Below are 12,668 nucleotides of genomic sequence, written 5' to 3'. Positions count from 1 at the left end.
TTTCATTTTCTTTATTTTTTTCTTTGTTTATAGCACTTAAATTAAAAAATCCGAACACTAAAATATAGTATTCGGACTAATAACGTTATTTTCTTAAGAATATTTTAACGACTACGCTAAAACTTTTGCTACCATTTCTCCAATTTTAGCAGGAGATTCAACAACGTGTACTCCATTTTCAGCTAAGATTTTCATTTTTGCTTGAGCTGTATCATCAGCACCACCAACGATAGCACCAGCATGTCCCATTGTTCTACCAGCAGGAGCAGTTTGACCAGCGATAAATCCTACAACTGGCTTTCTGTTTCCATCAGCTTTAATCCAACGTGCAGCTTCAGCTTCTAATTGTCCACCGATCTCACCAATCATAACGATTGCTTCAGTTTCATCGTCATTCATTAATAATTCTACAGCTTCTTTAGTAGTAGTTCCAATAATTGGATCTCCACCAATACCAATAGCAGTAGTAATTCCGTAACCTTGCTTTACAACTTGGTCAGCAGCTTCATATGTTAAAGTTCCTGATTTAGAAACAATACCTACTTTACCTTTTTTGAAAATAAACCCTGGCATAATACCTACTTTAGCTTCATCTGGAGTGATAACTCCTGGACAGTTAGGTCCTACTAAAGTACAATCTTCTAATGCGTCGATATAAGCTTTAACTTTTACCATATCAGCAGTTGGGATACCTTCAGTAATACAAATAATTACTTTAATTCCTGCTTCAGCAGATTCCATAATTGCATCAGCTGCAAATGCTGGTGGTACAAAAATAATTGAAGTATCTGCACCAGCCTTAGTTACTGATTCATCAACAGTATTAAAAACAGGCTTACCTAAGTGCTCTTGTCCTCCTTTTCCAGGAGTAACACCTCCAACAATATTTGTTCCGTAGTCGATCATTTGACCAGCATGAAAAGTACCTTCACTTCCTGTGAAACCTTGTACTATAATCTTTGAATCTTTATTTACTAAAACGCTCATTGGTTTATTTTTAATTTTTTAAGTCTAGCAAAAATAGTTTTTTAATTGAGGATAACCAATTAAATTATGGTTACTTTTTTGCTTTATTTACTTCGTTTTTTAAATGTATAATTTCTCTCATAGTTTGGCGGTACTCTCTTTGTGGTGTTCCGAAATAAACTCCTTTTTTTAAGGACTTCATTACTCCTGTTTGTGCCATTAAAACAGTACCTTTCTCTATGTTTAAACCACTAACAATACCTACTTGCCCCCAAATTGTTACTTCATCACCAATTACAGTACAACCTGCAATTCCGGTTTGAGCTGCAATAAGACACTTTTTACCTATAATTGTATCGTGGCCAACATGAACTTGATTATCAATTTTAGTTCCCTCACCTATTGTTGTATCTCCTGTAACTCCTCTGTCTATTGTACAAGAAGCACCTAAATCTACATTATTTTCGATTACAACTCTACCTCCAGAGACTAAAGGATCAAAACCTTCTGGTCTTTTCTTATAATAGAAAGCATTACTGCCTAATACAGTATTAGAATAAATATTAACATTATCTCCTATAACACAGTCATTGTTTATAGTAACATTTGCATGTATAATACAATTTCTACCTATAGTTACTCCTTCTCCAATAAAAACATTAGGTTGGATAATTGTTCCTTCTCCTATAACAGCAGAATCTGAAATACTTTGTTTAGAAGCTATGAAGGGATTAAAATGTTTTGTGAGCTTATTAAAATCTCTAAACGGGTCATCCGAAATTAAAAGTGATTTACCTTCTGGGCATTCAACTTGTTTATTAATTAAAATTGTGGTAGCAGCAGAAGTTAAAGCCTTATCATAATATTTTGGATGATCAACAAAAACAATTTCTCCTTTTTGAACTACATGAATTTCATTTAGTCCCGTAATTTCAAAATCAGGATCTCCAACAAAAGGTACATCTAAGAGATTTCCTATTTGTTGTAAAGTTTGTACAGTATTAAATTTCATATGAAAAAAATCCCGCAATTAAGCGGGATCAAATTTTATTTACTCTTTGATTCTTTCTGAATATGAACCTTTTTCAGTATCAATTTTTATTTTATCTCCTTCATTTATGAATAAAGGTACATTAACTCTAGCTCCTGTTTCTACTGTTGCAGGCTTAGTTGCATTTGTTGCTGTATTTCCTTTTACTCCTGGTTCAGTATGAGTTACTTCTAATATTACATGAGAAGGCATCTCTACAGATAAAGGTAAACCGTCTTCTGTGTTAATTAAAATTGTAACTACTTCTCCTTCTTTCATAAATTCAGAACCATCAACTACTTTTCTTTGTAAAGTAATTTGGTTGTAGTCTTCTGTATTCATGAAATGAAGATCATCTCCTTCAGCATATAAATATTGAAATTTATGAGTTTCTACACGAACATCTTCTATTTTATGTCCAGCAGAGAAAGTATTATCAATTACTTTTCCTGAAGTAACACTTTTTAATTTAGTTCTAACAAAAGCAGGACCTTTACCTGGTTTTACGTGTAAGAATTCTATAATTTTAAATATATCATGATTATATTTTATACATAATCCTTTTTTAATATCTGAAGTTGTTGCCATTGTTTTTTATATTAATTTGTTTTATAATATCCTTTCATTATACCTCTATGAGAATCTTTAATAAACTGGATTATCTCATCTCTTTCAGAAGTAGCTTCCATTTCTGCTTCAATGATTTCTATTGCCTGTGAATTATTGTAATTCTTTTGAAATAGAATTCTATAAATATCTTGTATTTCTCTAATTTTTTCTGTTGAATAACCTCTTCTACGTAGACCTATAGAATTAATACCTACATAAGATAATGGTTCACGAGCTGCTTTAACATAAGGTGGAACATCTTTACGTACTAAAGAACCTCCTGTTACAAAAGCATGATTTCCTACAGAAGCAAACTGGTGTACAGCTACCATACCTGCTAAAACCACATTATCTCCAATAGTAACGTGCCCCGCTAGGGTTGAATTATTTGAAAAAATACAGTTATTACCCACAATACAATCATGAGCGATATGACAGTATGCCATAACTAGACAGTTGTCTCCGATTACAGTTTTTAATCGATCTGATGTTCCTCTGTTTATGGTAACACATTCTCTAATAGTTACATTATCTCCAATAATAACTACAGTTTCTTCGTCGTTAAACTTTAAATCTTGTGGTATAGCGGAAACTACAGCTCCAGGAAAAATTCTACAATTTTTTCCAATGCGTGCACCTTCCATTATTGTTACGTTAGAACCAATCCATGTACCAGAACCAATTTCTACATTCGCATGTATGGTTGTAAATGGTTCAATAACTACATTTCTTGCTATTTTAGCTTGGGGGTGAACGTAAGCTAATGGTTGATTCATATTATTTTGCTTTAGAAATTTGTGCCATTAATTCTGCTTCAGCTACTAATTTTCCGTTAGCATAAGCATAAGCTTGCATATGAGCAATACCTCTACGAATTGGCGTTATTAATTCACTCTTGAAGATTAATGTATCTCCAGGTAATACTTTTTGTTTAAACTTAACTTTATCTATTTTCATAAAATAAGTTAAGTAATTTTCAGGGTCTGGCACAGTACTTAATACTAAAACTCCACCAGCTTGAGCCATCGCTTCAACTTGAAGAACTCCAGGCATAACAGGAGCTCCAGGAAAATGTCCTACGAAGAAATCTTCATTCATAGTTACATTTTTCATTCCAACTACATGCTTATCCGACAACTCTAATATTCTATCAACTAATAAGAATGGGGGTCTATGCGGAAGAATATCCATAATCTGATGAATATCCATTAAAGGTGGTTGGTTTAAATCATAAGTAGGAACATTATTTCTTTTTTCCTTCTTTATAATTTTAGCAAGTTTCTTAGCAAAAGTAGTATTTACTAAATGCCCTGGTTTGTTAGCGATAACTTTTCCTCTAATTCTAGTACCTACAAGAGCTAAATCACCAATAACATCTAATAATTTATGTCTTGCTGCTTCATTTGCCCAGCGTAATTCTAAATTATCTAAAATTCCATTAGGCTTGATTTTAATATCATCTTTATTAAATGCTTGTTTAAGTTTCTCTGTAGTACTTTCAGAAAGTTCTTTATCAACATAAACAATAGCATTGTTTAGATCTCCTCCTTTGATTAGATTATGTTCTAAAAGCATTTCTATTTCATGTAAGAAACTAAATGTTCTAGCAGAAGAAATCTCCTCTTTAAAATCCTGAATATGATCTAAAGTAGCGTTTTGTGTTCCTAAAACCTTAGTACCAAAATCTACCATAGTAGTCACTTGATACTCATCTGAAGGCATTAGAATAATCTCGCTTCCAGTACTTTCATCTTTATATGAAATAATCTCTTTTACTACATACTCTTCTATTTCAGCATCTTGATCTACTATTCCTGCTTCTTCAAGCGCTTCAATAAAAAACTTAGAAGAACCATCCATAATAGGTGGTTCAGAAGCATTTATTTCAATTAAAAGATTATCAATATCTAATCCCACTGCTGCTGCAAGTACATGTTCAGAAGTATTGATTTGAACACCATTTTTTTCCATGTTAGTACCTCTCTGGGTATCAATAACATACTCTGCTTTAGCTTCAATTATAGGTTGACCTTCTAAATCTACTCTTTTAAAAGCGAAACCATGATTGGTTGGTGCTGGTTTAAAGGTCATAGTTACTTCATTTCCTGTGTGTAATCCTACACCGGATAAAGTAACTTCATTTTCTATAGTTCTTTGTTGTTTACTCATTTTGGTTTTGTTGAGCCTTGTACTCTTTTTCTAGTTTATTTACGGTTGATACTATTTTTGGTAAATTTTTAAAATAAACATATGACTTATTAAAGTCTGAATACCCTATTGCAGGTGATCCTTGTACTACATCTCCGTCTTTTAAATTTCTTCCAATACCAGATTGTGCTTGTATTTTAACATTATTACCAATTGTAATATGTCCAACAATACCTACTTGACCACCTATCATACAGTTTTCCCCAATTTTTGTAGAACCTGCAACTCCCGATTGAGAAGCCATTACAGTATTTTTACCAATTTCTACATTGTGAGCAACTTGTATTTGATTGTCTAGTTTCACTCCTGATTTTATAATTGTAGATCCTAAAGTAGCTCTATCTATAGTACAATTCGCTCCTATGTCTACATAATCTTCTATTATTACGTTCCCAATTTGTGGAACTGCTTTGTATATACCATTTTCATCTGGTGTAAATCCAAAACCGTCTGAACCTACAACAGTTCCTGAATGAATTTTACAACCTTTTCCTATCACAGATTCAGAATAAACTTTTACTCCTGAAAAAATTGTTGAATTATCACCAATTTTCACATTATCACCTATATAACTATTAGGATAAATTTTCACATTATTTCCAATAGTTACATTCTCTCCGATATACACAAATGCACCTATATACTCATTGCTACCTATAGAGGCAGAACTTGAAACGTAAATAGGATTTTCTCTACCAACTTTATTATTTTTTACTTGATTGTAATATTCTAATAACGTTGAAAATGATTGATATGGATCATTTACTCTAATTAAAGTAGATGAAACAGTCTTTTCAGCTATAAATTTTTTACTTACAATAGCTATTGAAGCTGATGTAGTATATATATATGGTTCGTATTTTGGGTTAGCTAAAAAGGTTAAAGAACCCTTTTGAGCTTCTTCAATTTTCGCAAGTTCAAATACTGTCTCCTCCGTATTTCCTTCAATCTCACCTTGTAAAATATCTGCGATCTGTTTTGCTGTAAACTTCATTAGGTGCAAAAGTAATTATTTTTTGTTTAGTTTTAATCTGTTGATCTAGATCAAAGCAAAATTCTTTGGATAACAATAAAAGTATTTAACCACAGGAACAGCTAATGTTTCTATGTTTAAATTGTCGGAAGCTTTAGCGATATCTTTTAGCTTTCCTTTTTTTGTTAATATTTTAATCGGAATAGATTTATTATAAGCTTGATTTGAAACCGTATCTTCAAAAACGAAACAAGATAAATCACTTTCTCGATCACCTAACTTCTTCTTTACTTTAGCTTGAACTTTATTTTTATATTTTTCATAAAAAGGTTTACTCTGTAAATCTAACTTCAGTAACTTTCTATTTACTAACATTTGTGATAATTTAGAAAGTACAAAATCATCGTTATCACACCACTCTTTTATTGCTGACAATACATCATAATCATCAAGTTTAGCAAACATTTCTAAAGTCTCAACATTAAAGTTTCCTTTATTAATTGGTGCTTTTAAGAAATAATCTAAAGCGCTATTCGCTGGTAAATCTTTTCCTTCTTTTGTTATAGTTTTTGCTCTTTGTAAAATCTTTACTAATAATGTTTCCGCAGATAAAGACGTTTTGTGAAGGTAAACTTGCCAATACATTAGTCTTCTAGCTATTAAAAATTTTTCTACAGAATAAATTCCTTTTTCTTCTATAACAAGTTCATCATTTTTTACATTCATCATAGCTATCAATCGATCAGAAGAAATATTTCCTTCTGCAACTCCTGTATAAAAGCTATCACGTTGTAAATAATCTAATCGATCAATATCTAACTGACTTGATATTAATTGATGAAAAAAGGTTCTTTCGTATTTACCTTCAAAAATCTCTATAGCTAAACTTAATTTTCCTTTAAACTCTTTGTTTAATGCTTTCATAAAGAGTAACGAAATCTCTTCATGAGTTATTTCATTTACAATACTGTATTCTAAAGCATGTGAAAAAGCTCCATGTCCTATGTCATGTAATAAAATAGCAATACATAAAGCCACTGCTTCATCTTCAGAGATTTCAATATTCTTAGATCTTAATGCTTGAATTGCTTTTTGCATTAAATGCATACACCCTATTGCATGATGAAATCGTGTATGATTAGCACCTGGATAAACTAAATTTGTAAGTCCCATTTGAGTAATTCGCCTTAATCTTTGGAAATATCGATGTTCGATAATATCAAAAATTAAGGAATTGGGGATAGAAACTAATCCGTAAATAGGATCGTTAAGTATTTTTAGCTTGTTAGTTTTAGACTTACTCAATATGTTGTGTTTTCTTTTTTAATGTGTTGAACAAAAGTATGTAAATATAAACAATGCTTATTTACGAACAACAAAAACATAAATATCTAAAATTTTAAGAGTTTTTTATTTTTTTATGCGACACTAAAGATTTAATTTGATCGTTCTTTGATAATAAATTAATCTTATGAGAAAAATTGATATCCTTTGGGTAGATGACGAAATAGATTTATTAAAACCTCATATATTATTCTTGGAGAAAAAGAATTATAAAGTTACTACATGTACGAATGGAACTGATGCTGTTGATTTAGTAGATGATATGAATTTTGATATCGTTTTTTTAGATGAAAATATGCCAGGTATTTCTGGTTTAGATGCATTAAATCTAATTAAGCAAAAAAGAGCTAATCTTCCGGTAGTTATGATTACTAAAAGTGAGGAAGAGTATATAATGGAAGAAGCTATTGGTTCTAAAATTGCCGATTACTTGATAAAACCTGTTAATCCGAACCAAATATTATTGAGTTTAAAAAAGAATTTAGATCATTCTAGATTAGTTACTGAGAAAACAACTTTAAATTATCAGCAAGAGTTTAGAAAAATATCTATGGATTTATCTATGGTAAATTCTTATCAAGAGTGGATTAACCTATATAAAAGACTAATTCACTGGGAATTAGAATTAGAAAACATAGATGACTCTAATCTTTTAGAAATCTTAGAAAGCCAAAAATCTGAAGCAAACACTCATTTTTTTAAATTCATAAAAAAGAATTATGAAGATTGGTTAACTAGTGACGACAAACCAACAATGTCGCATACACTGTTTAAGGATCTTATTGTTCCTAATTTAAGTAAAGAGCAAGGACTACTTGTTGTCGTAATTGATAATTTAAGATATGATCAGTTTAGAGTGTTAGAACCTTACATTAATAATTTCTATAGAAAAGAAACTGAACATTCTTATTTTAGTATACTACCTACCGCAACACAGTATGCCCGTAATGCTATTTTCTCAGGTCTTATGCCTTCTGAAATGGAAAAAAGACATCCTAAATACTGGAAAAACGATACAGATGAAGGTGGAAAAAATTTATTTGAAAATGAATTTTTAACCGAACAAATTAAGCGATTAAACTTAAACATTAAACACGAATATTTTAAGATTACTTCTCTTAAAAACGGAAAAGATTTAGAAGAAAATTATAATGCTACAAAAAATAATGATCTGACTGTCGTAGTATATAATTTCGTTGATATGCTTTCTCATGCTAAAACTGAAATGGAAGTAATAAAAGAATTAGTTGGTGATGATAAAGCCTACAGATCTTTAACTGTTAGTTGGTTTAAAAATTCTCCATTACTTTCTATTATTCAGAAAGCAAAAGAATTAGGACAAAAACTTATTATTACTACCGATCATGGAACAATTAACTGTAATACACCTACAAAAGTAATTGGAGATAAAAATATCAGTTCTAACTTAAGATATAAAACAGGTAGAAGTTTAAGTTATGAGAACAAAGATGTTTATGAAGTTAAAAATCCAAGAGATATTTTTCTACCAAGTGTATCTATAAATAGCCCTTTTATTTTCACTAAAGAAGATTTGTTTTTTGCATATCCAAACAACTTTAACCACTTTGTAAAATATTACAGAAATACATATCAACACGGAGGTATTTCATTAGAAGAAATTATTATACCTTGCGCTATATATAATTCTAAATAGTTTATGAATAAAAATTATTCATTAGAAGAAATTGAAATAATTGCTAAAGAACTAATTAGCAATTCAAAACATAAAATTTTACTGTTTAATGGTGAAATGGGAGTAGGAAAAACTACACTTATTAAAGAAGTATGTAGAGTTTTAGGAAGCAATGATATTATTAGTTCTCCTACTTTTTCTTTAGTAAATGAATATCATACAACAACAGATGACATCATTTATCATTTTGATTTTTATAGAATAAACCATGAAGAAGAAGCCTTAGATATTGGTGTAGAAGAATATTTTGATTCAGGTCATTGGTGTTTAATAGAATGGCCTGATAATATTAAAAATTTATTACCTTTAAATGCTAGTAAAGTAACAATCACATTAGCCGACGATAATCTAAGAAACATTCAACTTAACTAAATTAATGAGTTCTATCACACCATTTACTAAAGAACAACTACTTCCTCAACCTGAAATGCTAGAAATTAAAAAGCAAAAAGGAGAGTTATTCATAGGGTTACCTAAAGAAACCAGATTAGAAGAAAAGAGAATTAGTTTAACACCCGATGCTGTTGCCGCTTTAGTAGCACATGGCCATAGAGTTGTTGTTGAAAATAACGCTGGAGAAGGTACTAATTATACAGACAGAGAATATTCTGAAGCTGGTGCTAAAATATCTTATGATATAAAAGAAGTTTTTGCTTGTAATTTGGTTGTGAAAGTTGAACCACCAACATTAGACGAAATTAAATTAATGAATCCACAATCATTTTTAATTTCTGCTTTACAATTAAAAACTCAAGATAAAAAATACTTCGAAGCTTTAGCTAAAAAGAGAATTACAGCTATAGCTTACGATTACATAAAAGATGAAGATGGTGTATACCCTGTTTTAAAATCACTAAGTGAAATTGCAGGAATATCATCTATGCATATAGCAGCAGAATTAATGTCTTCTGCAAATGGAGGAAATGGTTTATTATTAGGAAATGTAAGTGGTGTTCCTCCTACTGATGTTGTTATTTTAGGGGCTGGAACCGTTGGTAAATCAGCTGCAAAAGCTGCTATTGGTTTAGGTGCTCGTATAAAAGTTTTTGATAATTCTATTACTAAATTAAGAAAATTACAAGAAGCCATTCCTGGACCTATTTATACATCTACTGTTCAACCAAAGTCTTTATTAAAAGCATTAATGCGTTGTGATGTTGCCATTGGTGCAATCAGAGGAGTTGATAGATCTCCTATCATTGTTACTGAAACTATGATAGAGCAAATGAAAATAGGTGCAGTTATTGTTGATGTTTGTATCGATAGAGGTGGTTGTTTTGAAACTTCTAGAGTAACTACACATAGCAAACCTACGTTTAGAGAACATGACGTTATTCATTATTGTGTTCCTAATATTCCTTCTAGATACGCAAGAACGGCTTCTGTTTCTATTAGTAACATCTTAACTCCTTACCTATTAAACATTGCTGAAGAAGGTGGTTTTGAAAATGCTGCTAGATTCGATAAAAGTTTACGTAACGGTATGTATTTCTATCATGGAATTTTAACTAATAAAACGGTTGGTGACTGGTTTGATATTCCTTTTAGAGATATTAATTTATTAATTCTGTAGTATTCGGTAGCGAAAACATAAATTCTGATCCTTTATTTTTTCCTTCTGAGTAAATCATAAGATGTGTTCCATGCAATTCAATTATTTTTTTTGAAATAGCTAAACCTAAACCTTTACTCTCAGTTGTATCTCCAGAAGTATACCATCTGTCAAAAATAGAATCAATTTCTGTCTTAGTTATTCCCAAGCCAGAATCCTTAATTCTTATAACTGCTCGTTCTTTATTATTTTCTAGCAGTAAAACTATATTTCCATATTTTGGTGTAAACTTTAATGCATTATCCAAAATATTCTGAATTACTCTTTCAATTAGTAATTTATCTGCCAATACAAATTGATTTTTATAGAGTTTACAAACTACTTGTATGTTAACTTTCTTCTGTTTTGATATCATACCATAACGACTAGCTATTTCATCTACTAATTGTGGTAAATTAAAAATCGTTTTCTTTATCGGTAAACGTTTTGTGTCTAAATTAGAGTATTCATATAATTGATTTACTAAATCTGATAATATTAAAGTACTTTTCTCTATAATTTTTAAGAACTCTTGTCTATTTTCATCAGTAATTAAAATTTTATCTTCATTTAATGTCTCTGCATATCCTCTAATTATGGTTAGTGGCGTTCTAAGATCATGTGAAATATTAGCTATTAATTCTTTTTTAAATGTATTTATTGACTTTATTTCTTCTATATGATAAGAAATGGTATCTGCCATTTCATTAAATGTTGTAGCTAAAATTGATAAGTTACTAGTAGATTTTTCTGGTATCCTACTTTGTAAATTTCCTTCTTTGAATTTATTCACATGATGAATAATAATAAGTAAACTTTTAGAAATTAAAAATATACTTAAACACCCTATCGCTAAAGACAATAGGGTTGTTATTATAATAGTAGTTGTTGTAAGTTTGGAAAAATAAGATTTAAATAAACTATTACAAACTTGTTCAAAATCATGACTAGCCAATAATATGTATATGTAGCCAACTTTTCCGTTACTTTCAAATGACGCTGCTGAAAAAATCTTCTTTTCTGATATATTCTTAGGATCATTTCCTAAAATATACTCTTCTTTATTATTTATGAATTTATGAATCGGTGTTAAATCAACTTGTTTTATTTCTTCTGAAGCATCAGAGTGATCAAGAACAACAGAATGTAATACAAATCCATTTTCATCTAACAAATACACTTCAATAGCTCTATTAACAGCCATCATATCATGCATTACATCATCAAATAATTGAATATTTACATTTCCATTTTCTAAAAAAGGGGATGAACTTTTAAATTTTTCATCTATTAAATGATTGGCTATATCAGCATTTAATCGTTGTGTAGTTTGACTATAGAATTTGTCTAACAAAAAAAAAGTAACTGATATATAAATAACACCAATTATTAAAATGGTAAGTAAAAAAGAAATACTTAATTTAACTACAAACCTATTAGACAACGATCGGTATTTGCTCATCTAAATAGGATGTTAATGATTCATTAAACTTATAACCAATTCCCCACTCTGTTAAAATATATTTAGGATTAGTCATATCGTACTCTACTTTACTTCTTAATCTATTTATATGTGAATTTACAGTATGCGTATATCCTTTAAAATTATATCCCCATACAAGTTGTAAAAGGGTTGATCTACTATAAATTTTACCAGGATTATTTGCGAATAAAGTCAATAAATCAAATTCTTTTGGAGAAAGATTAACTCTAGAATTCTTTTTATAAACTATTCGTTTAGGAATATTAATAGATAAATCATCAAAAACCAAGGTCTTGTTTATATCTAAATTAAAATTGTATTCGTAACGTCTTAAAACAGCTTTAATTCTAGCTATTAATTCCCTAATTCCAAATGGTTTTGTTACATAATCATCTGCGCCTAATTCTAAAGTTAAAACTTTATCTAGTTCATCGGTTTTTCCTGTAAGCATGATAATTGGAACTTCTTTTTTTTGACGAATTCTTTTGCAAACTTCAATTCCATCGAGTTTCGGTAAAGTAATATCTAAAAGAATTAAAGCATATTCATTAGTTATTGCTAAATCAAGTCCTTGAGCTCCATCAAAAGCTAATTCTGCAGCATAACCATGATTTAAAATGTTAATTTTTAAAAGATTTGAAACTGACTTATCATCATCTATAATTAATATTTTTTTCATTTGAGAGTAGATTTATTCGGGGTTGTGCTAATATAAAAAAATTAAAATGTTACATATATTTTATACTTCTG

The 12,668-nt window shown here is 29.9% G+C and carries 12 protein-coding genes; 3 read left to right on the top strand and 9 right to left on the bottom strand.

From position 1 onward, the window contains the following. Nucleotides 1-111: 111 nt before the first annotated feature. The 7 genes from sucD to Q1A46_RS12920 form a co-directional block, all read right to left on the bottom strand. Nucleotides 112-987 (bottom strand): succinate--CoA ligase subunit alpha, encoded by an 876-nt coding sequence (gene sucD, locus Q1A46_RS12950; RefSeq protein WP_299679271.1) that lies wholly within the window; start codon nucleotides 985-987, stop codon nucleotides 112-114. 70 nt (nucleotides 988-1,057) lie between these two features. Continuing rightward, on the bottom strand, nucleotides 1,058-1,978 hold the full coding sequence (locus Q1A46_RS12945; protein WP_299679268.1) for a UDP-3-O-(3-hydroxymyristoyl)glucosamine N-acyltransferase: 921 nt from the start codon (nucleotides 1,976-1,978) through the stop codon (nucleotides 1,058-1,060). 39 nt (nucleotides 1,979-2,017) lie between these two features. Beyond that, nucleotides 2,018-2,584: an elongation factor P gene (gene efp, locus Q1A46_RS12940; RefSeq protein ID WP_299679265.1), complete on the bottom strand. Its 567-nt coding sequence runs from the start codon at nucleotides 2,582-2,584 to the stop codon at nucleotides 2,018-2,020. 11 nt (nucleotides 2,585-2,595) lie between these two features. Beyond that, nucleotides 2,596-3,381, bottom strand: coding sequence for an acyl-ACP--UDP-N-acetylglucosamine O-acyltransferase (gene lpxA / locus Q1A46_RS12935; RefSeq protein WP_299679262.1), 786 nt, complete (start codon nucleotides 3,379-3,381; stop codon nucleotides 2,596-2,598). Between the two features lies 1 nt (nucleotide 3,382). Beyond that, nucleotides 3,383-4,774: a bifunctional UDP-3-O-[3-hydroxymyristoyl] N-acetylglucosamine deacetylase/3-hydroxyacyl-ACP dehydratase gene (locus Q1A46_RS12930; RefSeq protein WP_299679259.1), complete on the bottom strand. Its 1,392-nt coding sequence runs from the start codon at nucleotides 4,772-4,774 to the stop codon at nucleotides 3,383-3,385. After that, nucleotides 4,767-5,807, bottom strand: coding sequence for a UDP-3-O-(3-hydroxymyristoyl)glucosamine N-acyltransferase (gene lpxD / locus Q1A46_RS12925; RefSeq protein ID WP_299679256.1), 1,041 nt, complete (start codon nucleotides 5,805-5,807; stop codon nucleotides 4,767-4,769). The genes Q1A46_RS12930 and lpxD overlap by 8 nt, the downstream gene beginning before the upstream one ends. Nucleotides 5,808-5,852: 45 nt before the next feature. Then, the gene (locus Q1A46_RS12920) at nucleotides 5,853-7,091 is read right to left on the bottom strand and encodes an HD domain-containing protein (protein ID WP_299679253.1); all 1,239 of its coding nucleotides are present in this window, start codon (nucleotides 7,089-7,091) and stop codon (nucleotides 5,853-5,855) included. 166 nt (nucleotides 7,092-7,257) lie between these two features. On the opposite strand from Q1A46_RS12920, the gene Q1A46_RS12915 reads away from it, so the two are divergent. From Q1A46_RS12915 to Q1A46_RS12905, 3 genes are read left to right on the top strand one after another with little or no spacing between them, the layout of a single operon-like run. Further along, a complete protein-coding gene (locus Q1A46_RS12915; RefSeq protein ID WP_299679250.1) occupies nucleotides 7,258-8,805 on the top strand; it encodes a bifunctional response regulator/alkaline phosphatase family protein in 1,548 nt (515 codons plus the stop codon). A gap of 3 nt (nucleotides 8,806-8,808) precedes the next feature. After that, entirely contained in the window at nucleotides 8,809-9,216 is a 408-nt protein-coding gene (gene tsaE / locus Q1A46_RS12910) for a tRNA (adenosine(37)-N6)-threonylcarbamoyltransferase complex ATPase subunit type 1 TsaE (protein WP_299679247.1), read from the top strand. Nucleotides 9,217-9,220: 4 nt separating this feature from the next. Next, a complete protein-coding gene (locus Q1A46_RS12905) occupies nucleotides 9,221-10,417 on the top strand; it encodes an alanine dehydrogenase (protein WP_299679244.1) in 1,197 nt (398 codons plus the stop codon). Here the strand turns inward: Q1A46_RS12905 and Q1A46_RS12900 are convergent. Both Q1A46_RS12900 and Q1A46_RS12895 read right to left on the bottom strand, forming a co-directional pair. Continuing rightward, nucleotides 10,398-11,897 (bottom strand): HAMP domain-containing sensor histidine kinase, encoded by a 1,500-nt coding sequence (locus Q1A46_RS12900; protein ID WP_299679241.1) that lies wholly within the window; start codon nucleotides 11,895-11,897, stop codon nucleotides 10,398-10,400. The genes Q1A46_RS12905 and Q1A46_RS12900 overlap by 20 nt on opposite strands. Beyond that, entirely contained in the window at nucleotides 11,872-12,597 is a 726-nt protein-coding gene (locus Q1A46_RS12895; protein ID WP_299679238.1) for a response regulator transcription factor, read from the bottom strand. The genes Q1A46_RS12900 and Q1A46_RS12895 overlap by 26 nt, the downstream gene beginning before the upstream one ends. Between the last annotated feature and the right edge of the window lie 71 nt (nucleotides 12,598-12,668).

This window comes from uncultured Tenacibaculum sp. (assembly GCF_947502995.1).
Lineage (GTDB): Bacteria > Bacteroidota > Bacteroidia > Flavobacteriales > Flavobacteriaceae > Polaribacter.
This window is presented reverse-complemented; position numbering and strand designations above follow the sequence as displayed.